Source organism: Actinoplanes sp. NBC_00393, assembly GCF_036053395.1.
Classification (GTDB): domain Bacteria; phylum Actinomycetota; class Actinomycetes; order Mycobacteriales; family Micromonosporaceae; genus Actinoplanes.
The window spans coordinates 5,917,337-5,938,263 of sequence record NZ_CP107942.1 but is presented as its reverse complement, the minus strand read 5'-3'; the positions used below and the strand labels follow the sequence as shown (position 1 = coordinate 5,938,263).

Sequence of the window (20,927 nt, the reverse complement as noted above, 5' to 3'; positions counted from 1 at the left end):
TGGTAATCCGAACGACAATGGAGGCGCTCCACTATGCCCCGGCTCGCGCTGTTCGCGATAGATCTGCTCGCGGTCTCCCTGCTGGTCTTCGGCCTCTACTTTCCCCGGCACCGCCGGCGGGACCTGGTCGTCGCCTACCTCGGGGTCAACGTCGGGGTGCTGGCCGTCGCCGGTTCGCTGAGCTCCAGCAACGTCGGCGCAGGGCTCGGACTGGGCCTGTTCGGCGTTCTGTCGATCATCCGGCTGCGCTCCACCGAATTGGACCAGCACGAAGTGGCCTACTACTTCTCCGCGCTCGCGCTCGGCATTCTCGGGCCGCTCAGCGGGGGACCGGCATGGCTGTGCCCGGCATTGATGGGGCTGATTCTCGTCGTCATGTATCTCGGTGACCATCCCCGGTTGTTCCGCACCTACCGGCGGCAGGTGATGGTGCTCGACTCGGCGCTCACCGACCAGGTCGCCCTGGTCGCCCAGCTGGAGCGGGTTCTCGGGGCACGGGTGCACACGGCCACCGTCGAGCGGATCGATCTGGTCAATGAGACCACCGTTGTCGAGGTGCGGTACTCGTACCCTCAAGGGCAGAGTGCGCCGATGCTCGCGCGGGCGCGCTGATGCGCGTGCCCACCCACTTGGACGCGATCTCGCTTGCCGAACTCACCGAGAAGGCCGAGCTGCAGACCCGGGTGGACCGCAAGTATGTGCTGCCTCTGGCGGCGGCGCAGCGCGTCCTGTCCCGGCTGGATCCGTGCACCCGGGTGCTGGAGATCGATGGCGCGCGGTCGTTCCGGTACCGGTCGGTGTACTTCGACACCCCGGATCTGGTGAGTTTCCGGCTGACGGCTCGCCGTCGGCGGCGCCGGTTCAAGATCCGGACCCGGACCTATCTGGACTCGGCGACCTGCTGGTTGGAGGTCAAGACCGAGGGGTATCGGGGCGGCACGGTCAAGAACCGGCTGCCGTATGCGACCGGTGACCAGGACAGCGTCGATCCCGGGCGCTGGTTCGTCGACGACGTCCTCGGTGACAGCACCGGCCTCGAGTTCGCGGCGACGCTGGTCACGCACTACCGGCGGACCACGCTGTATCAGCCGGCCGGGAACTCGCGGGCCACCGTCGACATCGGCCTGACCTGGACCGGGACCGACGGCCTCGGGCTGACGCTGCCAGACATGGCGGTGATCGAGACGAAGACCGGCTCGGCCGCCTCCCCGATCGACCGGCTGCTGTGGGCCTGCGGGCACCGGCCGGTGAGCATCTCCAAATACGCGACCGGGCTCGCGGCGCTGCGACCCGATCTGCCGGCCACACCGTGGCGGCGCCTGCTCCGCAAGCACTTCAGCGCCTGAACTCCATTCCTGAGACGACGAACAGAAGGATCAGCCATGCGCAAAATCGTCCCCGCCGTGCTCACCGCCACGGCCCTCGCGACCTGGGCAGCGCCCGCACTCGCCGCCGGCCCGGCAGCATCCGCCGCGCTCGCCGCCAATCAGGCGAGCCACGACAGCGCCGCCGACCACGTCTGGAACGAGTCCGACGTCGCCACCGTCACCCTCACCGGCTCCGGCGCCACCACGACGAGTCCGAACGTCACCGTCAACAGCGGCACGGTGACCATCACCGCCGCCGGCACCTACCGATTCACCGGTACGCTCACCAGCGGCCAAATCGTCGTCAACAGCACCGGAACCGGCATCGTCCGGCTGATCCTCAACGGCGTAACCGTCACCGCAGCCGCGGACGCCCTCAACGTGATCGCCGCCGACGAGGTGCTGGTGTTCCTGCAGGCCGGCAGCACCAACCGGCTGACTTCCGGCGGCGACGGAGCAATCGCCTCGGCCGCCGACCTGACCATCGCCGGCACCGGCACACTGAACCTCACCGGCACCGCCAACGACGCCGTCAACGTCAAGGACGGCCTGGTCATCGCCGGTGGCACGATCACCGCGACGGCGCCGGACGACGCGATCCGCGGCCAGGACTACGTGATCGTCACCGGCGGCACGACTACCGCGACCGCGGGCGGCGACGGCCTGAAGTCCGACAACGAGGAGGACGCCACCCGCGGCTACGTGGCGATAACGGCCGGAACCGTCAACGTCACGGCCACCGGCGACGCGATCACCGGACAGACCGACGTGATCGTCGCCGGCGGCACGATCACCGCGAGGGCCGGCGGCGGCAGCACCGTCACACCGGGGGAGACCTCGGCGAAGGGCCTCAAGGCCGGTGCGCTGCTGGTGATCAGCGACGGCCGGACCACGGTGGACGCCTCCGACGATGGCCTGCACTCCGACGCCGCGGTCACCGTCGACGGCGGCACCACCACGGTCGCCACGGCCGACGACGGCGTGCACGCCGAGACCACCGTGACGATCTCCGCCGGCACCGTGAACGTCACCAAGTCGTATGAGGGCGTCGAAGGGCTCAAGGTCTACCTCTCCGGCGGCAACGTATCGGCGACCGCCTCCGACGACGCGGTCAACGCCTCCGACCCGACGACCGGCGAGATGCAGAACTCCCCGAACGCGCTGATCTCGGTCACCGGCGGCACGGTCGTGGTCAGCGGCGGCACCGACGGCCTGGACTCCAACGGCGCGCTCACCATCGGCGGCGGCACGGTCGTCGTCACCGGCTCGGCCACCCGCGGCGGCGGCGAGGGCGGCCTGGACGCGAACGGCGCGGTCAGCATCACCGGCGGCACGCTGATCTCCTCCGGGATCAGCGCCACCACCAGCACCCTGCCGGCCTCCGGCCAGGGCTGGGTGTCGGTCACCTTCAGCACGAACCAGGCAGCCGGGACGGTGGTCCATCTGGCCACCATCTCCGGTACGCAGATCGCGTCCTACCAGCCCACGAAGGCCTTCCGCGGCGTGGTCTTCTCCTCGAACCAGATCAGCCGGGGTACGACCTACGCGATCCGAACCGGCGGCACAGTCTCCGGCACCGCGGTAGGCGGCGGCCTCTACGTCGGCGGCACCCTGTCCGGCACCCAGGTCACCACGGTCACCGCCGGCACTCAGTCGGGCGGCGGCCGCCCCTAGTTCGGCCGTACGCAGAAACCGTTCCCCGCGAGGAACACACGATGCCAGGGTCGTGGCATGACTCCCGTCTTCTCGGTGCAGGCCCAGCCCACGGACGCCGCCTCCTGGCTGGAGCTCGCGATCCGCTGCGAGCAGGCCGGTTTCGACACCCTGCAGGCCGCCGACCACCCCGGCTCGTGCTCGGCCCCGTCCGTCGCGCTGGCCGCGGCCGCCGCCGTGACCAGCAGAATCAGGCTCGGCGCGTACGTCTCGAACGCCGGTGTCCGCGAGCCGATCCACCTGGCCGCCGACGTGGTGACCCTGGACGTCGTGTCCGGCGGACGGGCCCGGCTGGGTCTCGGCGCCGGCCACACCCCGGCCGAGTGGCAGGCGATCGGCCGGGACCGTCCGGACGTGCGCGGCCGCGTCGACCGTTGCCTGGCGGTCGCGGAGGCGGTCGTCGCGCTGCTGAACGGGGAGACTGTGACCCGGCACGAGCCACTGCTGGACATGGTCGAGGCACGCTTGGAGGCGCCACGGCCGGTGCAGGAGCGGATCCCGCTGACCATCGGCACCGCCAATTCGCGGATCCTGCGCTGGGCCGGCGAGCATGCGGACATCGTCGGCCTCAGTGGTCTCGGCCGCACCCTGGAGGATGGGCACAGGCATGAGGCGCGCTGGCGTACCGATCAGGTTGATCAGCAGATTGCGCAGGTGGTGGCGGGTGCTGCCGGGCGGGCGCAGCCGCCGGCGCTGGAAGCGCTGGTGCAGATCGTCGAGGTCACCGACGATGCCGAGGCGGCCGCGGCCCCGCACGCGCAGCGCCTCGGCATGTCGGCGGCGGATCTCCTCGAGGCGCCGTTCGTGATGATCGGCACCGGCGAGGAGATCCGCGCGGCGTTGGCCCGCCATGAGAAGCGGTGGGGCATTTCGAGGTACGCGGTACGCGCGAACACCATCGACGCAGTCGTGGACGCCGGTCTGCTCACGGAGTGAGGTCGAGCAGCGCCTGACCGGTGGCCGGGTCGAACGGGACCGAGTCGTGGTCGTGCACGATCAGCCACCGGCCGTTCTCCCGGCGGCAGCCGAGGGTTGCCCGCACCCACATGTCGACCACGCCGCCGGTCTTGAGGGTCCCGGAGACGCGGTAGAGGTACGAGCAGAAACCGACGTCACCGTCCACGGTCACGTGCAGATCCCGCACCTCGTAGCCGATGTCGGTGGCGTAGCTGTCGAACCACGCCTGGGTGGCGGTCTCGACGGCGGCGCTGCCGCGTGAGTGCAGCGGCGGCAGCACGTTGAAGGCGATCACATCGGGGTGCTGGCGTGCGGCCAGCGGTTTCGGGTCCTTGGCGGCCACAGCGGCGACGCGTTCGTCGACCAGGGCTCGCAGTTCCGCTTCAGCATCCATGCCCCGGTTGTGTACCCCGTCAGCGGGCTGCGATAGCCGCTCCGAGCACGATCAACCGCAAAGCGCGTTCGGCGGCGTCGCGCAGCAGCGGTTCCGCGTTGGCCACCGCGTACTCCATCGGCATCGGCGCCGGCGGCAGCGCGACGATCGTGTCGATGCCGATGTCGCGGACCGTTTCCGCACCGTCGCGCAGCGACCCGGCCAGGGCGAGGACCGGGGTGCCGGTCCGCTGGGCCCGACGGGCGATCTCGGCCGGCACCTTGCTCATCCGGGTCTGCCGGTCGATGGCGCCTTCCGCGGTGATCGCCAGGTCGGCGCCGGCCATCAACCGGTCCAGGTCGAAGCCGGCCAGCCCGCTGTCGAGCAGCGCGGCGAACCGGGGCTGCAGCTGCGCGCCCAGCCCGGCGGCCAGGCCGGCGCCGAGCCCGCCGGACGCACCGGATCCGGGACCGTAGCGCACGTCGAAGTCCGGGCGCCCGTCACGCTCGAGCAGCCCGGCCCACACGTCGAAGGCGTCGGACAGTTCGTCGATCTGGGCTGCCGTCGCCCCTTTCTGAGCGGCGAAGACGCGGGCCACGCCGCGGGGCCCGCAGAGCACGTTGTCCGGGTTGCAGGCCACCACGATCTCGGTGTCGGCGAGGGCGGGGTGCAAACCGCTGAGGTCGAGGCGGTCGGCGGCGGCCAGGGCGCCGCCGCCGTCGGGCAGGTCACGGCCGTCGGCGTCGAGGATGCGGGCGCCCAGGGCGGTGAGGGCACCGGCGCCGCCGTCGCTGGTACCGGAGTCGCCGCAGCCGATCAGGATGCGGCGGGCGCCGGCGTCGAGGGCGGCGCGGATGAGTTCGCCGATACCGCGGGTGGTGGTGCGGGTCGGGTCACGGCGGTCGGCGGGGACCAGGCGCAGGCCGGCGGCGCTGGCCATCTCGATGACCGCGGTGCCGGTGGCGGCGCCGCCGAGGCGCGCCCAGGCGGCGGTGACCGGGTCGCCGACCGGTCCGGTGACGGTGACCGGGACGAGGGTGCCGCCGGTGGCGATGGCCAGGGCCTCGGCGGTGCCTTCACCGCCGTCGGGGACGGGGACAGCGTCGATGTGCGCGCCGGGCAGGACCCGGCGGACGCCGGCGGCGATGGCGGCGGCGACCTCGGCGGCGCTCATGCTCTCCTTGAATCCGCTCGGTGCGACGAGGATGCGCTGCGGAACGACCATGACCATGGGGAGTCCTTAAGTGGTGACGGGCAGGCCGAGCAACGGCCAGATGAACCAGGTGAAGAGCAGGATCAGGACGACGGTGGCCGGTCCGAGCACCGCGGACAGCCGTAGCAGGTCACGCGGCGTATAGGTGGGCACGTCTTTGAGCCGGGCGAACATGCCGACCGGTTTGGCGGAACTGGGCAGCGTGTGACAGAAGCCCGCAGCCGCCGTGGAGGCGAACGCCGCCGCGGCCGGGTTGACCCCGGCGAGCGGTGCCACCGCGACGATCACCGGGATCAGCACCGCGGAGCGCGCCGACCGGGATTGCACCAGCAGGTGCGACAGTGCGGAAACGGTCACGATGACCACCAGGAACAGGTTCGGTGAGGTGCCGCCGGTGAACGGTTCGAGCAGCGCCCCGGCCACCCAGCCGGCGGCCCCGGTGGCGGTGAGCGGCGTGCCGAGCGCGAGCGTTCCGGCGAGGAACAGCAGTAGCGACCAGGGCACGGTCTTCAGGGCGCCGTCCAGCGTGGTGGATCCGTACCGGGGTGAGGTCGCCACCAGCGCCCCGATCAGCGCGACGACCGCCGGGTGCACGTGGTGCAGCGGCTCGGTGCACCACAGCGTGACGACCGCCGCGAGCAGCAGCGCCGCCCGGATCTCATAGACGCTCAGCGGCCCGGTCACTGGCTGGTTCGGATCATTGTCGAGGTCGGCTACGGTCAGCCGCACCGGCGTGCGCCGCTCAGCGCGGTCCGTGCACATCCACAGCACGATCTCCGCGCACAGATGGCTGCTGACCAGCGCCAACGGCAAACCGAGCAGCATCCAGGTGACGAAACTGAATCCCTCCCCGGTCGCGGTCGCGACGACCTGGCTGGTCACCAGGTGCGCGCCGGCGCCGAGCAGCGACCCGACCGCGGACAGCAGGATCACCGACGGCATGAGCAGGGCGAGGGCCCGAACCAGGCGGGGCCGGTCCGAGAGGACTGAGGCCAGGGCGGAGAAGACCGGTACGGCCAGCGCCGCCCGCCCCGACGTCGACGGCATGGCGAACGTCGTCACCACCATCGAGGCGGTGACCAGGTGCACCAGCTGCCGGGGCGTCCCGGCGCCGGCCACGACGAACGCCGCCGCCCGCCGCGTGAGACCGGAATTGGTCAGCCCAGCCGCGATCACGAAAGCCGCCAGCAGCAGCCACACCGTCTCATCGCCGAGCGTCTCGAACAGCTCGCCGGTGTCGATGACCCCCGCGAGCACCAGCACGGTCGCCGCGCCCAGCGCGATATAGGTGTCGTCGATCTTGGTGAACGTCCACAGCCACACCGCAGCGGCGAACACCAGCAGCGTCACGGACGCCGCGCCACCGGGCCCACTGCCCGAGCGCCCCGCGGTCCAGGCGAACAACCCCGCCACCACAAGCCCGGCGATCGGCAACAGGATGCGCGGCCTTCTTTTCTCCGGTACGGGCGATGCGCCCGCCGCCACGACCGGAGGCGTAGTCGAGTATTCGGTAACGGTCATCGCAGCCGATAGCCCATCCCGTAGACGGTTTCGATCCGCGAGTCCCCGACCTTCTTGCGTAGCGTGCGCACGTACACGTCGACCACATTGGAGGCGGGGTTGAAGTCGTAACCCCACACGTGCTTGAGGATCTGCTCCCGGGTGAGCACCTGATCCGGATGCCGCAGAAACATCTCCAGCAGCCCGAACTCCCGCGCCGTCAGATCCACGACCCGTTCCCCGCACTGCGCCCGCCGGGTCCGCAGATCCAGCAGCAGATCCCCGTGCTCCAGATGGAGACCGGCATCGGCCGGCACCGCCTCCTGCAGCCGAACCCGGATCCGGGCGAGCAGCTCCGCGAACCGGAACGGCTTGGACACGTAGTCGTTCGCCCCGCCTTCCAGCCCCGCCACGGTGTCCTCCACCGCGTCCCGGGCGGTCAGCACGATCACCGGCAGCCGCAGCCCTTCGGTGCGCAGCTGCCGCAGCACCGCGAACCCGTCCATCACCGGCAACCCGATGTCGAGGATCACCAGGTCGAAGCCACCGCCGCGGGCCAGCAGCAGCGCCGTGCCCCCATCAGCGACATGCGTGGTCACGAACCCGGCCGAGTGCAGCCCTTTCTGAATGAACGAGGCGATGTTGACGTCGTCCTCGGCGATCAGGATGCGGCTCATCCGGCATTCCTTTCGAACCGGTCGGGCGCGGGCAGGTCCAGACCGAACGTGGCGCCCTCACCCGGAGTGCTGCGCACCCAGGCCCGGCCGCCGTGCGCGTCGGCGATGGTCCGCACGATCGCCAGACCCAGTCCGGCGCCGGCGCGGGGGCCGTGCCGGGCGGCGGACCCGTGATGGAACCGCTCGAAGATCACTTCGGCCTCCTCGGGTTGCACCCCGGGTCCGCTGTCGGACACCCAGATCAGCAGCCGCCGGTCGGCGCCGGTGCCGTCGAAGCGCGAACCCATCCGGATCTCGTCGCCGTCGGCGGTGTGCTGGGCGGCGTTCGCGGCGAGCTGCAGGACGGCCTGGGTGACGCGCTGCCCGTCGATCGTCGCGGTGCCTTCGGCGATGTCGCCGAGCAGCCAGGTGCGTTCGGCCAGGGCCTGGGACTTGGCTTCGATGTCGAGCATCAGGTCGGTCACCTCGGTCGGGCGGGCCTTGACGAAGTCGGGGCGTTCGGCGCGGGCCAGCACGAGCAGGTCGGAGACGATGCGGCTCATCCGGCCGAGTTCGTCGTCGACCAGGCGCAGGGTGTGCTGCCGGTCGGCGGGGTCGTCGCCGAGCAGTTCCAGGTGGCCGCGGATGACGGTGATCGGGGTGCGCAGTTCGTGGGCGGCGTCGTCGACGAAGCGGCGCTGCAGCCCGTACGCCTCCTCCAGCCGGTCGAGCATGGCGTTGAACGTGTTCGCGACCGCGGCGATGTCGTCCCGGCCGTGCACCGGCACCCGGGCGGTGAGGTCGCGTTCCCCGATGTCGGCGGCGACCCGGTGCAGGGCGCGGACCGGGGCGAGGATCCGGCCGGCCGCGATCCACCCGATGATCAGCGCGAGGGCCAAGCCGCCGAGCGAGACCAGGGTCATCAGCCGCACGACGTCGTCGGTGGCCTCGCGCCGCTGCTCGGTGAAGATGGCGATGACCAGCGACCCGCGGACCGGGGCGGCGCCGATGTCGACGCGTCCCCAGCGCATCGGCCCGGCCGGGGTGTCCACCGAGCCGTACCGGTCATCCGGGTCGCTGACCTCGGCCAGCAGCCCGGCGTCCGCGGCGATGTCGTACGGCGCCCGCGTGCTGCCGCTGCCCCGCCGGTCGGCCTCCAGCACGTCGGTGCCGGCCAGCCCGATCAGGGCCTCGTCATCGTCCGGATGCTGGCGGGCCAGATACACCTCCAGAACCCGGTCCGGCGAGGCGAACGGCTGCGCAGTCGTCGGATCGACCCCTTCGGCGAGGAACGCGGAGAACTCCTCGGCCTCCTGCTCCAGCTCGGCGTTCGCGCGGCGTTCCCCGTCGGCCAGCAGCGAGCTGCGCACGGTGACGATCACCGCGACCAGCGCAATCGTGGTGGCCAGCAGGATCCACCCGGTGATCCGCCACCGGGCCGGCACCGAGGAGCCGCGCCCGGCGACCGGGTCAGTCGTCGTCATCGGTGTCCTCGGCGTCGTCGTCGACAGTCGGCCGGGGCGTACGGATGACCGGCGGTTCCAGGCTGTCCGTGCCCGTGCCCGTGCCCGTGCCCGCGCTCGCGCCCGGGCTCGCGCCCGGGCTCGCGCCCGGGCTCGCGCCCGGGCTCGTGCCCGCGCTCGCGCTCGGCCCGGCGGTGGGCGCCGACGGTGGTGCGACCGCGGTGGTCGGCGCGAACGACACCTCGATCGGCGCGTCCGGCAGATCCGGCGGCCCGGGCGGCCGCGTCATCGCCTGGCTGGCGACGGCGAGCAGGACCGGGATGACGAGCACCGCGGCCAGGACGAGGAATCGGGGTATCACACGCACGAGACTCAGCGTGCCGACCGCTGGTGATCTTGGGATGAGAATGAGATGAGGATGTCTTCATCTGACCCCGGCGACGAGACAGACGAGCGCGACGTCCGAAAATCGCTCGCTCAGACCCCGGCGACGAGACCGGCGAGCGCGACGTCCGAAAATCGCTAGCTCAGATCCCGGCGACCGGGCCGGCGAGCGCGACGTCCGAGAATCGCTAGCTCAGATCCCGGCGACCGGGCCGGCGAGCGTGACGTCCGAAAATCGCTAGCTCAGAACCGGGCCGGCACGGTTGGCTCGCAGGTATGCCCGCGATAGCCGCCGCCACCGTCACCGTGATCCTCTGGGCTTCGGCCTTCGTCGGCATCCGGGCCGCCGCACCGCACTTCCACCCGGGATCCCTCGCGCTGGGCCGGCTGCTCGCCGGCGCCCTCACCCTGCTGATCTTCCTGGCCATCCGCCGCCAGGGCCTGCCGCCGCGCGCCGCCTGGCCGGGCATCGCGGTCTCCGGGGTGCTCTGGTTCGGCGTCTACATGGTCGCGCTGAACTGGGGTGAGCAACTCGTCGACGCCGGCACCGCGGCGATGATCGTCAACGTCGGCCCGGCCGTGATGGCCCTGCTGGCCAGCTGGCTGCTCAAGGAGGGCTTCCCACCACGGCTGCTCGCCGGGATCGCCGTCTCGTTCGCCGGTGCCGTAGTCGTCGGGCTGTCGATGTCCGACGGCGGGCGCGCGTCGATCCTGGGCGTGCTGCTCTGCCTGGTCGCCGCGGTCACCTACGCCGCCGGGGTAGTCGCCCAGAAACCGGCGCTGCGGCACGCCACCGCGCTGCAGGCCACCACGTTCGGCTGCCTGATCGGCGCGATCTGCTGCCTGCCGTTCGCCGGCCAGCTGATCGAGGACGTGTCCGAGGCGCCAATCGGTATCACCCTCAACGTCATCTACCTGGGCGTCTTCCCGACCGCGATCGCATTCACCACCTGGGCGTACGCGTTGGCGCGCACCACCGCCGGCAAGATGGGGTCGACCACGTACGCCGTACCCGTGGTGGTGATCCTCCTCTCCTGGATGCTGCTGGGTGAGGTGCCCGGCTGGCTGACCCTCGCCGGAGGCGCGCTCTGCCTGGCCGGCGTGGCGGTGTCACGCAGCCGCCCCCGCGAGCGCGTGCCCGCCCTGCAGTAAGCGGGGCAGTGCGGAGCGCGGCTGTCCGTGCCAGCCCCCTGCAGTAAGCGAGGCAGTGCGGAGCGCAGCTGTCCGTGCCAGCGCGTGCTCGCCCTGCGGTGAGCGGGGCAGCGCGGAGCGTGACTGTCGTCTACCGTCGGGCAGCGTGGCATGGGCGGGGGACTGGGCAGCCCGGATGGCGGGTGACGACTGCCGGTGGTGCGCCCACGGGCGGCCCGACGAGATCGACTTCGGCTTGCGCATCTTCACCGGCCAGGTCACCGACGCGTATTTCGCCCGCCGCGCCTTCGTGCGCGGCTACGCGGTCGTCGTCTGGCGCGGCCGGCACGTCGTCGAGCCGATGGACCTCACCGTCGGTGAGGCCGACCAGTATCACCGCGAGGTCATCTTTGTCGCCCGCGCCATCCGCGACTGCTTCCGGCCGGCCAAGATGAACTACTTGACCATGGGCAACTGGGAACCGCACCTGCACACCCACGTCACCGCCCGTTACGCCGACGACGTCGGCGACGGCGGCCCGCTGCCGGCCACCACGCCACCTCTGCTCGACGAGACGAGGTGGCGCGCCGACGCAGCCGCCGTCCGCGCCCTCCTGTGAAACCCGATCGTGGCCGTCCCGCGAGCACCCCGCGAGCCGCTGCCGGGCACGACCCCAGCGGTGTCCCGCGAGCCGCTGCCGGGCACGCCCCAGCGGTGTCCCGCGAGTACCCCGCGAGCCGCTGCCGGGCACGACCCCAGCGGTGTCCCGCAAGCGCCCCGCGAGCCGTTGGGGCACGCTCCCAGCGCGGCCGCCGGGCCGAAGCGTCAGATCACCGCCACCGCATCGATCTCCACCAGGCATCCCGGGTTCAGCCCCGACACGAAATGCACTGTGATCGCGGGCGGCGGATCGTTGCGATCCCACACCTCCTGGAACGCGGCCACCCCGTCGTCGAACGTCTGCCCCTCAAGAGCGGCGATCCGCCAGTGCACGACGTTCGCCAGTGTCGCCCCCTCGCTCTCCAGGATCGTCCTGATGTTGCGGAACACCTGTCGGGCCTGCTCGCCCATGGTCGGCCCGACGACCTTGCCGTCGGCGTCGACCCCGTTCTGCCCGCCGATGTAGATCGTCTTGGCCGGCTGCTCGACCACCACGGCCTGGCTGAAGGCCGGGCTCCGGTGCAGTCCCTCCGGGTTGATGTGCCGAACGCTCATCGTCACTCCTCCGTGCCAATCGAAATCGTAACCAGTTGAAGCGGTGTCCTCTTGCATAACCAGTTATAGTGGTTTCATGCGAGCGAGCGCAACCGGACGAGTGCTGACCGATCCCCGCGGCGGTTCATTCCGCTTCGACGCCGGGGCCGTCTGCCTCGACTTCGCCCACACCGGCGGCGAGGGGCCGTTCGCGGTCTTCGAGTCGCTGCACCAGCCCGCCGACCTGGCCGCCTGGCTCGCTGTCTTGCCACCCGGCGTGTCACCCACCACGCCGGTCACCACCGCCGAGCTCATCGCCGCAAAGATCCTGCGCCAGGCGATCTGGGTGGCCGCCCACGCCCGCGCCGACCACCTCCCGCTGCCGGCCGATGCCGTCGCCGTCATCAACGCCGCCGCCGCCGAAGCCCCGCTGGTCCCTGAGCTCGCCGCCGACGGCGCCACCGTCGGCTGGGCCGCCCCGGTCACCGCCACCCAGGCCATGTCGACCTTCGCCCGCGAGATGATCGAGTTGCTCACCGGACCACTCGCCGACCGCATCCGCGAGTGCGCCAGCGACAACTGCCCGCTCGTCTTCGTCGACTCGTCGCGCCCCAACGCCCGCCGCTGGTGCGCTATGGAACGCTGCGGCAACCGCCACAAACTGCGCGCCCATCGCGCCCGAAAAGCCACCGACGCGTGAGGGTCTCATGCAACCTGATCTCCAGCCGGCTGTTCTCCGGCCGGCCGCATCTCGGCCGACGCTGCTGATGGCGCTTGCCGTCCTGCCGGCCGGCTTCCTGCTCGGCTTCCTCGACTTCGTGTGGATCAAATACGTGCCGTCGCCGCTCGGCGACCTCGGCAACTCCTCAGCCGTGTGGGCGGTCGCCGCGTTCGCCTTCGGCTACTGGATCCGCACCGGCCGTCTGCGCGCCGCAGCAGCCGCCTCCGCCATGCTCGTCATCGCCGTGCCCAGCTACTACATCGCCGCCGCCCTCATCCAGAACGACGACTGGGCCGTCATCAGGCAACCCAGCTCGATCATCTGGATGGCGTTCGGCGTCATCGCCGGCACCGTCTTCGGCATCGGCGGCACCTGGGCCCACGACCACGACTGGCGCCGCATCGCCGGCCCCGCCCTGCCCGGCGCCGTCCTGTTCGCCGAGGCCCTGCTGCACGCCACCCGCATCGGCGACCCGAATTACGGCAACACCCCGATCGCCGACGTGCTGATCAACACCGCGCTCGGCGTACTGATCATTGTTTTGATCGCCCGCCAGCGCCTGCTGGCCCTGGCCGCTGCCGTGCCGTTAGCCTTGGCGGGCTTCGCCGCCTTCCTCCTTACCGGTTTCCGATAACCGGTCGGTGGGCGGGTAAGGGGAATCCCTATGAGATCCCGGCTCGGCAGCGCCCCCGCGGTGCTGTCGCTCATCGCGCTCACGCTGTCCACCTTCACCTACGTGACCGCCGAGACTCTGCCGATCGGCCTGCTGCCATTGATCGCCGACGATCTCGGCAGCACCGTCTCCGCCGTCGGGCTACTGGTCACGGTCTACGGCCTGGTCGTGGTCGTCGCTTCCGTGCCGCTCACCAAAGTCACCCAGCGCATCCCGCGCAAGCTGCTGATCTGCGCCTTGCTCGCGGTCTTCGCCGTCTCGAACGCGCTGTGCGCGTTCCTCGACGGCTATGGGCCGCTGATGGCGGCCAGGGTGGTCACCGCACTCAGCCAGGCGATCTTCTGGGCGGTCATCACCCCGGCCGCGGCGGCCCTGTTCCGCGCGCAGGTGCGCCCGCGGGCACTGTCGATTCTGTACGCCGGAAGCTCCCTCGGCGCTCTCGCCGGCGTCCCGGTCGGCACCTGGCTCGGTCAGCAGACCAGCTGGCAGATCGCCTTTCTCGCGCTCAGCGGCCTGAGCCTGCTCATCCTGATCACCCTGGTCGTGCTGATGCCCAGCGCGCCGCCGGGGGAGCGGGAGACCGCGCGCGGCAGTGCTCCGGACGTCGGGCGTTACTGGGCGATCGTCGTCTACACCGCGCTGGCGGTCGGCGGGTCGTTCACGATGTTCACCTACGTCAGCCCGTTCCTCACCGACGTCGCCGGGTTCGGCGAGTCCGGGGTCAGCCCGATGTTGTTCGTGCGCGGGCTCGCCGGGCTGGTCGGCGTGTTCGTCGCCGGGTGGGTGGTCGGCCGCAACGGCTGGCTGACCATGGTCGGTTTCATCGGCGTCCAGTTCGTCGCGTTGAGCTGCCAGTGGGCGTTCGGCACGTCGCAGGTCGGGGCCGCGATCACGCTGGGGCTGTCCGGGTTCGCGCTGGCCGGGATGGCCGCCGGGATCGGGGTGCGGGCTTTGGAGACCGCGCCGACCAGCTCCGACATGGCCTCGGCCGGTACGTCGACCGCGTTCAACGTCGGCATCACCGCCGGCGCGTTCCTCGGCAGCGTGCTGATCCCCGAGCCGGGGGTGCGCAGCACCGCGCTGGCCGGCGCCGGGCTGACGCTCGCCGCGCTGGTCGTGGTCCTGCTGGAGCCGGTGGTGTCGAGCCGGCGCCGGGCGGCTGCGGGCACCGGCGCCGGTCTCGAACCGGCTACTTCGTCGCGAGTCCGTTCGCAGCCGGAGCCTTGACCTACTCCTTCGCCAGCTCGTTCGCGGCCGGTGCCTTGACGTCGACCGGCACCCCGAACTCGGAGTAGGTGACGTCCATCTTCGTCGGCAGCTCGGCGCCCGGCGCGGCCGGCATGGTCATCGTGTAGCGGGTCAGCCGCCCCTCGTCGTCGATCTTCGCCTCGAACGGGATCGTCGGCTGCGGCAGCTTGGCGATGTCGGCCGCGCCGAGACCCATCTGCTTGCCGGTCTTGGCCAGGTCGATCGTCCCGGTCAGGGTGTCGGCGCCCGCCCACTTCACGTCGGCCGCCGTCTCCAGACTCTTCGCGTACTGCGAGGCGTCGAAGTTGCCGAGCGTGCCCGGACCGCCCTCGCCGCCCATCTTGCGCCAGGTCTTGCCGTCCATCCCCGGGATCTCCGCACCCGGCATGGTCATCCGCAGGTAGGTGACGCCGTCGACGGTCCGCATCTCGGTCTTCAGCGTCTCGCCGTCAGCGGTGTTCTCCATGCTGAACTCGCTGACGTTCTTCTTCGGGTCCAGCACGCCCTGGAAGCTGCCGGAGTCGCCCATGTCGATGACCGCCTTGTAGGACTGCTCCTGCAGCTTGGTGGCCGCCGCGACCAGGGCCTCGTTCGGGTCTTTCGACGTGTCGGCCGCCGCCTGGGTGTCTCCGCCCGTGCTCGCGTCCTGGTTGTTGGCGCAGCCGGTCATCGCCAGCACCGCGGCCGCTGCCAGTGCTATACCGCCACGCATCAGTCGCTTGTTCACAAAACCTCCCCGTCGTGCGGCGCCGGTACCAATAGCGCCAAAGCAGGCCACTCTAGCCACGTCCATCGACAGCAGTCGACCCTGCTCCGGTGTACGTGTGGTTGCATTTCGGAACTCCCCTTGGGTGGCGCCGCCCCGCTGCCGATTGCGTGGGACGCCGGAACAGGGGGTGGCGTTCGCCACCGAAATCGTTCTTGAAGTTTCAACATCGCCGGACGATGCTTGGTGAAGCTTCAACAACATGGGGGTTTGGTATGACGATCGCGCTGGGAACACCGCTGGCCAGGGTGCGCACCCGGGTCGTCGTCCCGCTGCGGTTCCCCGACGGGTACACGACCAGCGCCGAAGTGCACACCTTCACCGGTCTCGCTGACGGCCGCGAACACCTCGCCCTCGCCCTCGGCGACTGGCGCGCCGCCCTGGCCGGCTCCGCGCTGGGTGGTCCCGCCCCGCTGGTCCGCCCGCACAGCGAGTGCCTCACCGGCGACGTCTTCGGCAGCGAGCGCTGCGACTGCGGCCCGCAGCTGCGCGAGGCCGTCGAGCGCATCACCCAGACCGGCGGCTTCCTGCTCTACCTGCGCCAGGAGGGCCGCGGCATCGGCCTGTACGCCAAGCTCGACGCCTACGCGCTGCAGGACACCGGCCTCGACACCTACCAGGCCAACCTGGCCCTCGGTCACGGCGAGGACGAGCGGGACTACACGCCCGCCGCGCAGATGCTGGCCGCGCTGGGCGCCGACCGGATCCGCCTGCTCAGCAACAACCCGGACAAGGCCGCCCAGCTGGAGACGCTCGGCATCGCGGTGACCGAGCAGATCCGCACCGGCGTGCACCTGTCCGACGCGAACGCTCGCTACCTGGCCGCGAAGCGCGACCACACCGCCCACACCCTCGACCTCCCCTTGGCCGGCTGATATGACCGCTGTTGTTTCGGTGACCGCCGACACCGACCGGCACTGGATGCACGCTGCGATCACCGTCTCCCGCACCGCGCCGCTCGTGGCCGCCCGCTACGCCGTCGGCGCCGTGATCGTCGACCACGACGGCACCGTGCTGGCCACCGGCTACACCGGCGAGATCGACCCCACTCACCACGCCGAAGAGGTGGCCCTCGCCAAACTTCCCGGCGCCGACCTCTCCCGCGCGACCATCTACACCACGCTGGAGCCGTGCACGACCCGCCGCTCCCGGCCGGCGTCCTGCACCAACCTGGTCCTGGCCGCCGGTATCAACCGGGTGGTCCTGGCCCTGCGCGAACCCCTGCTGTTCGCCGACTGCGACGGCGTCGAGACCCTGCGCGGCCACGGCATCGACGTCCTCGAACTCCCCGACCTGGCCCACCACGTCCGCGAGGCCAACGCCCACGTGCTCGCCCCAGCGGTCGCGCCCTGAACTGAAGATCGGCGAGGATGATGAGGTGACCGACACCCGACCCGCTGTCGAACCCCGCTGGCTCACCGACGGGGAGCAGCAGACCTGGGTCAACGTCGCCCAGCTGCTCATGCTGCTGCCCGCCGCCCTGGACCGGCAGCTGCGGGAGGAGACCGGAATCCCGCACGCCTACTACCAGATCCTGGCCATGCTCAGCCACGAGCCGGGCCACTCGATGCGGATGACCGACCTGGCCCGGGTGGTCGGCAGCACCACCAGCCGCCTGTCCCACGCGGTAGCCAGCCTCGAACAACGCGGCTGGGTCACCCGGCAGGCCTGCCGCAGCGACAAACGCGGCCAGATCGCCTGCCTGACCGACGCCGGCATGGCCGCCTTGGAGGCCGCCGCCCCAGGCCACGTAGCCGAAGTCCGCCGCCTGATCTTCGACCACCTGACGGCCGACGACGTAGCTTGCCTCGGCGCCATCACCGCCAAGCTGCTACCCACCCTGAACCAGGGCACCTGACCCACCCGCAGCGGTCAGGGCGTCTGATCGACGATGCCGTAGCGGGCCATGATCGCGGCGCGACGGTCACGGTTGACAGCCCGAACCCGGCGCCCGACGAAGAAGACGTCCAGCAGAGTCCACAGCCCGCATCCGCCGAGCGTGAAAAGCATCGCGATCGAGCGCCCGGTGTCACCCAGGTAGAAGCGGTGACCACCGATCAACCCCACAAAACACCACATTGCGTACGCGACCCGCGCGTCCTTCCGCACCGACGCGTACTCGGACTCGGCCCGCAGAAGCCGGTACTTCTCCCACTCGGGCAGCCCCACCGGCACCGCAGACGGCAGTGATCGCCCCAAGCTCATCGGCGAACCATAGCCGGGCGCGCCTTCCCCGCCCAGGCCGCTCAGCCGCGCCCCGCCACCTCGCTGCCCCGCGTTCTGCCGCAGGCCGCGCCACGAGCACCCGGCTGACCGCCACTGCTGCTTCAGTCGCCCGCAAGCGACCGTGACCGTCAGCCGAATGGGCTCGGCTGACCGCCACTGCTGCCTCAGCTGTTCGCACACGACGCTGACCGTCAGCCGGGGTTGCTTGGCTGACGGTCAGTGCTGGCTGAACGCACGGGAAGCGACACTGGGCGTCAGCCGGGGTTGATCTTGACCGGGCCGGGATTCGGGCTCGTGAGGGGGCAGGGTCGCGTTTGTTGCGGTTCGGGAAGACGGTGGGGCGACTTGCCTTTTGCGCTGGGCTGAGCGGGTCGTGCATACAAATCAGATGGTGGAAAGGGCGAGGGCATCCAGGACGCTGGGGTACATGCGGGTTTTGATCATTCGCAGAGCGTGACCGGCCTTGCTCGCCTGGGCCTGAGCCAGGGAGATCGCCGTGCTCAGCACGGCGTCTTCCGAGACGGCCCGGTCGATGATGCCCAGGTCGGTGGCCTCCTCGGCGCCGTAGCGGCGGGCAGTGATCATGGCCTCGTGCGCGGCCTGTGGAGTGAGGCGGGCCTGGATCAGCGCGCTCATGCCGGGAGTGAAGGGCAGGCCGATGTCCGCTTCCGGCAGGCACCAGAAACCGCGATCGGCGCGCATCACGCGCAGGTCGTGGGCGAGCGACAGCATGGCGCCGCCGGCGAAGGTGTGCCCTTGCAGGGCGGCGACGGTCACCATGGGCAGGGTGAGCACGCGGGCGAGCAATTCATGAACAGACTTGGCGTACGCGACGCGCTGATCGGGGTGTTCACCGAGCCAGTCGAGGTCGAGGCCGAGGCTGTAGTGCTTGCCGGTGGCGGTGGTGACCAGCGCGGCCGGGGTGGGGCCCTTCTCGATCTCGTCGAGCAGGGTGTTGAGGGCGGCGATCTGGTCGGGGTGGAGTCGGTTCTCGGTGTCACCGAGGTTGAGCACGTAGACGTCGTCGTGGCGGTCGAGCTGCGGCATTGCGGCCCCCTTCGTAGTTACTCATCAGTAACATAGCGGAAGCCGGCGGGTTCGTCGATATCTGCTGCATGCAGCCCCGGTTCGTCGATGACTGCGTGGGCGGGCACAATGGGAGGGTTGGTGTTGGGGACGGTTGGAGGAACGGTGGCTCTTCAGGAACGGCCGGAGAAGTGCGTGGTGGCCGTCGACGGGCCGTCGGGCTCGGGCAAGTCCACCGTTTCCCGGCGGCTCGCCGCGGCCGTCGACGGGGTGTATCTCGACACCGGCGCCATGTACCGGGCGGTGACCTGGGCAGTTCTGCAGGGCGGCGCCGACCTGACGGACCCGGAGGCGATCGCCAAGATCGCGCTGGAGACCGAGCTGTCGATCGGTACGGATCCCGCCGCGCCACACTTCGCCGCGAACGGCACCAACGTCGACGCCCCGATTCGCGGCCCCGAGGTCACTTCCGCGGTGTCCGCGGTCGCCGCTGTCCCCGCGGTCCGCAAGCAGCTGGTGACGCTGCAGCAGGCGATCATCGCCTCGCACCCACGGATCATCGTCGAGGGCCGCGACATCGCTTCGGTCGTCGCACCCGACGCCGACCTCAAGGTCTACCTGACCGCGTCCGCCGCTGCCCGCGCCGCTCGGCGCAGCGCCGAGGACGCCACCGACGTCGCCGCAACCGAGGCCGACCTGGCCCGTCGCGACAAGCTCGACTCCAGCCGGGCGGTCGACCCGCTCCGGCAGGCCTCCGACGCCCTCGAGGTGGACACCACCGGCATGGGCATCGACGAGGTTGTCGCCCACCTTCTTGAACTGCTCAACAGCAAGGTAAGTAAGTGACTGAGCTTCCCGCCGGCCTCGATCTCAACGATTTCGAGGGTGGTTTCGACCTCTCTCCCTCTTCTGATTCGTCGTCCTCCGACGAGTTTCAGGGCCCGGTTCCCGTGGTGGCCGTCGTCGGCCGCCCCAACGTCGGCAAGTCGACGCTGGTCAACCGGATCATCGGCCGCCGGCAGGCGGTCGTGGAGGACGTGCCCGGCGTGACCCGGGACCGGGTTCCGTATGACGCGCAGTGGAACGGGCGCCGGTTCACCGTCGTCGACACCGGCGGCTGGGAACCGGACGCGCGTGACCGGGCCGCGGCGATCGCCGCCCAGGCCGAGATCGCCGTGCAGACCGCTGACGTGGTGGTGTTCGTGGTCGACGTGACCGTCGGCGCCACCGACGTCGACGAGGCCGCGGTGAAGATGCTGCGGCGTAGCCACAAGCCGGTGATCCTGGTCGCCAACAAGGCGGACAACCAGAACCTCGAGCTCGAAGCGGTTTCCCTGTGGTCGCTGGGCCTCGGTGAGCCGCACACAATCTCGGCGCTGCACGGCCGTGGTTCCGGTGACCTTCTGGATGACATTCTGGCCGCGTTGCCGCCGACGCCGCCGGTGACCGAGGGCGGGCCGCGAGGTCCGCGTCGTGTCGCCCTGGTCGGACGGCCGAACGTCGGCAAGTCGTCGCTGTTGAACCGGGTGGCGCGCGAAGAGCGCGCGGTCGTCGACTCGGTGGCCGGCACCACTGTCGACCCGGTCGACAGCCTGGTCGAGATGGACGGCGAGGTCTGGCAGTTCGTCGACACCGCGGGGCTGCGCAAGCGGGTGCATCAGGCTTCGGGTACGGAGTACTACGCGTCGCTGCGCACTGCCGGGGCGGTGGAAGCGGCTGAGGTGGCGGTCGTGCTGCTGGACTCCGGCGAGGTGATCAGCGAGCAGGACCAGCGCGTCATCACCCAGGTGATCGAGTCCGGGCGGGCGCTGGTGATCGCCTTCAACAAGTGGGACCTGGTGGATGAGGACCGCCGGTTCTACCTGGACAAGGAGATCGACCGGGATCTGAAGCGGGTGACCTGGGCTGTCCGGGTCAACATCTCAGCCAAGACCGGCCGCGCGGTGGACAAACTGGCGCCGGCCATCCGCCGTGCGCTGGCCTCGTGGGAGCAGCGGATTCCGACCGGTGCTTTGAACCAGTGGCTGACGGCTCTGACGCAGGCGACGCCGCACCCGGTGCGGGGTGGGCGGGCGCCGCGGGTCTTGTTCGCTACCCAGGCCGGGGTGGCGCCGCCGCGGTTCGTGCTGTTCACGACGGGGCCGTTCGATGCCGGGTACCTGCGGTTCATCGAGCGCAAGCTGCGTGAGGAGTTCGGGTTCGAGGGCTCCCCGGTGGAGATCTCGGTGAAGCCGCGCAAGAAGACCGGGCCGGGGGGTCGCGGGAAGGCGCACGGCTGAGGTTGGTAGGCTTTAGGAGATGTCGCGCCGGGCTGAG

At 70.7% G+C, this 20,927-nt stretch carries 24 protein-coding genes; 14 read left to right on the top strand and 10 right to left on the bottom strand.

The annotated features are described in order from the left end of the window. Positions 1-33: 33 nt before the first annotated feature. From OHA21_RS27655 to OHA21_RS27640, 4 genes are read left to right on the top strand one after another with little or no spacing between them, the layout of a single operon-like run. A complete protein-coding gene (locus OHA21_RS27655; RefSeq protein ID WP_328459649.1) occupies positions 34-612 on the top strand; it encodes a DUF4956 domain-containing protein in 579 nt (192 codons plus the stop codon). A 5-nt stretch (positions 613-617) separates the two neighbouring features. Continuing rightward, positions 618-1,346 (top strand): polyphosphate polymerase domain-containing protein, encoded by a 729-nt coding sequence (locus tag OHA21_RS27650; protein ID WP_328459647.1) that lies wholly within the window; start codon positions 618-620, stop codon positions 1,344-1,346. Positions 1,347-1,382: 36 nt separating this feature from the next. Then, positions 1,383-3,041, top strand: coding sequence for a carbohydrate-binding domain-containing protein (locus tag OHA21_RS27645; RefSeq protein ID WP_328459645.1), 1,659 nt, complete (start codon positions 1,383-1,385; stop codon positions 3,039-3,041). Between the two features lie 57 nt (positions 3,042-3,098). Beyond that, positions 3,099-4,016 (top strand): LLM class flavin-dependent oxidoreductase, encoded by a 918-nt coding sequence (locus OHA21_RS27640; RefSeq protein WP_328459643.1) that lies wholly within the window; start codon positions 3,099-3,101, stop codon positions 4,014-4,016. Here OHA21_RS27640 and OHA21_RS27635 read toward each other — a convergent pair. The 6 genes from OHA21_RS27635 to OHA21_RS27610 are packed head-to-tail and all read right to left on the bottom strand — an operon-like array spanning position 4,006 to position 9,609. After that, positions 4,006-4,431 carry a YybH family protein gene (locus OHA21_RS27635; protein WP_328459641.1) on the bottom strand — a complete coding sequence of 142 codons (426 nt, stop codon included), beginning with the start codon at positions 4,429-4,431 and terminating at the stop codon, positions 4,006-4,008. The genes OHA21_RS27640 and OHA21_RS27635 overlap by 11 nt on opposite strands. Before the next feature lie 19 nt (positions 4,432-4,450). Beyond that, on the bottom strand, positions 4,451-5,641 hold the full coding sequence (locus OHA21_RS27630; RefSeq protein ID WP_328459639.1) for a glycerate kinase family protein: 1,191 nt from the start codon (positions 5,639-5,641) through the stop codon (positions 4,451-4,453). Positions 5,642-5,650: 9 nt separating this feature from the next. Beyond that, positions 5,651-7,144: an SLC13 family permease gene (locus tag OHA21_RS27625; protein ID WP_328459637.1), complete on the bottom strand. Its 1,494-nt coding sequence runs from the start codon at positions 7,142-7,144 to the stop codon at positions 5,651-5,653. Beyond that, on the bottom strand, positions 7,141-7,800 hold the full coding sequence (locus OHA21_RS27620) for a response regulator transcription factor (RefSeq protein ID WP_328459636.1): 660 nt from the start codon (positions 7,798-7,800) through the stop codon (positions 7,141-7,143). The genes OHA21_RS27625 and OHA21_RS27620 overlap by 4 nt, the downstream gene beginning before the upstream one ends. Continuing rightward, positions 7,797-9,263, bottom strand: a complete 1,467-nt coding sequence (locus OHA21_RS27615) for a sensor histidine kinase (protein WP_328459634.1) — start codon at positions 9,261-9,263, stop codon at positions 7,797-7,799. The genes OHA21_RS27620 and OHA21_RS27615 overlap by 4 nt, the downstream gene beginning before the upstream one ends. Next, on the bottom strand, positions 9,250-9,609 hold the full coding sequence (locus OHA21_RS27610; RefSeq protein WP_328459632.1) for a hypothetical protein: 360 nt from the start codon (positions 9,607-9,609) through the stop codon (positions 9,250-9,252). Before OHA21_RS27610 ends, OHA21_RS27615 begins: the two co-directional genes overlap by 14 nt. A gap of 293 nt (positions 9,610-9,902) precedes the next feature. Between OHA21_RS27610 and OHA21_RS27605 the strand changes: the two genes are divergently transcribed. Both OHA21_RS27605 and OHA21_RS27600 read left to right on the top strand, forming a co-directional pair. Continuing rightward, positions 9,903-10,778, top strand: coding sequence for a DMT family transporter (locus OHA21_RS27605; RefSeq protein WP_328459630.1), 876 nt, complete (start codon positions 9,903-9,905; stop codon positions 10,776-10,778). A gap of 145 nt (positions 10,779-10,923) precedes the next feature. After that, a complete protein-coding gene (locus tag OHA21_RS27600) occupies positions 10,924-11,376 on the top strand; it encodes an HIT family protein (protein ID WP_328459628.1) in 453 nt (150 codons plus the stop codon). Between the two features lie 206 nt (positions 11,377-11,582). Here OHA21_RS27600 and OHA21_RS27595 read toward each other — a convergent pair whose 3' ends face one another. Then, on the bottom strand, positions 11,583-11,972 hold the full coding sequence (locus OHA21_RS27595; RefSeq protein ID WP_328459626.1) for a RidA family protein: 390 nt from the start codon (positions 11,970-11,972) through the stop codon (positions 11,583-11,585). A 76-nt stretch (positions 11,973-12,048) separates the two neighbouring features. Here OHA21_RS27595 and OHA21_RS27590 point away from each other — a divergent pair, with 76 nt between their 5' ends. The 3 genes from OHA21_RS27590 to OHA21_RS27580 are packed head-to-tail and all read left to right on the top strand — an operon-like array spanning position 12,049 to position 14,572. Continuing rightward, a complete protein-coding gene (locus tag OHA21_RS27590) occupies positions 12,049-12,651 on the top strand; it encodes a CGNR zinc finger domain-containing protein (RefSeq protein ID WP_328459624.1) in 603 nt (200 codons plus the stop codon). A gap of 7 nt (positions 12,652-12,658) precedes the next feature. After that, positions 12,659-13,306 carry a DUF6518 family protein gene (locus tag OHA21_RS27585; RefSeq protein ID WP_328459622.1) on the top strand — a complete coding sequence of 216 codons (648 nt, stop codon included), beginning with the start codon at positions 12,659-12,661 and terminating at the stop codon, positions 13,304-13,306. 30 nt (positions 13,307-13,336) lie between these two features. Then, on the top strand, positions 13,337-14,572 hold the full coding sequence (locus OHA21_RS27580) for an MFS transporter (protein WP_328459620.1): 1,236 nt from the start codon (positions 13,337-13,339) through the stop codon (positions 14,570-14,572). Position 14,573: 1 nt separating this feature from the next. Here OHA21_RS27580 and OHA21_RS27575 read toward each other — a convergent pair whose 3' ends face one another. Next, a complete protein-coding gene (locus OHA21_RS27575) occupies positions 14,574-15,320 on the bottom strand; it encodes a hypothetical protein (protein ID WP_328459618.1) in 747 nt (248 codons plus the stop codon). Positions 15,321-15,574: 254 nt separating this feature from the next. Between OHA21_RS27575 and OHA21_RS27570 the strand changes: the two genes are divergently transcribed. From OHA21_RS27570 to OHA21_RS27560, 3 genes are read left to right on the top strand one after another with little or no spacing between them, the layout of a single operon-like run. Beyond that, positions 15,575-16,234 carry a GTP cyclohydrolase II gene (locus tag OHA21_RS27570; protein WP_328459616.1) on the top strand — a complete coding sequence of 220 codons (660 nt, stop codon included), beginning with the start codon at positions 15,575-15,577 and terminating at the stop codon, positions 16,232-16,234. A gap of 1 nt (position 16,235) precedes the next feature. Next, positions 16,236-16,712 carry a deaminase gene (locus tag OHA21_RS27565; RefSeq protein WP_328459614.1) on the top strand — a complete coding sequence of 159 codons (477 nt, stop codon included), beginning with the start codon at positions 16,236-16,238 and terminating at the stop codon, positions 16,710-16,712. A gap of 25 nt (positions 16,713-16,737) precedes the next feature. Then, complete coding sequence (locus tag OHA21_RS27560; protein WP_328459612.1) at positions 16,738-17,217, top strand: MarR family winged helix-turn-helix transcriptional regulator; 480 nt, start codon at positions 16,738-16,740, stop codon at positions 17,215-17,217. 14 nt (positions 17,218-17,231) lie between these two features. On the opposite strand, the gene OHA21_RS27555 is transcribed toward OHA21_RS27560, so the two are convergent. Then, positions 17,232-17,564, bottom strand: coding sequence for a TM2 domain-containing protein (locus OHA21_RS27555; RefSeq protein ID WP_328459610.1), 333 nt, complete (start codon positions 17,562-17,564; stop codon positions 17,232-17,234). 405 nt (positions 17,565-17,969) lie between these two features. Then, complete coding sequence (locus tag OHA21_RS27550) at positions 17,970-18,632, bottom strand: enoyl-CoA hydratase-related protein (RefSeq protein WP_328459608.1); 663 nt, start codon at positions 18,630-18,632, stop codon at positions 17,970-17,972. A gap of 144 nt (positions 18,633-18,776) precedes the next feature. On the opposite strand from OHA21_RS27550, the gene cmk reads away from it, so the two are divergent. Both cmk and der read left to right on the top strand, forming a co-directional pair. Next, positions 18,777-19,457 (top strand): (d)CMP kinase, encoded by a 681-nt coding sequence (gene cmk, locus OHA21_RS27545; RefSeq protein ID WP_328459606.1) that lies wholly within the window; start codon positions 18,777-18,779, stop codon positions 19,455-19,457. Next, positions 19,454-20,890 carry a ribosome biogenesis GTPase Der gene (gene der / locus OHA21_RS27540; protein ID WP_328459604.1) on the top strand — a complete coding sequence of 479 codons (1,437 nt, stop codon included), beginning with the start codon at positions 19,454-19,456 and terminating at the stop codon, positions 20,888-20,890. The genes cmk and der overlap by 4 nt, the downstream gene beginning before the upstream one ends. Positions 20,891-20,927: the final 37 nt, after the last annotated feature.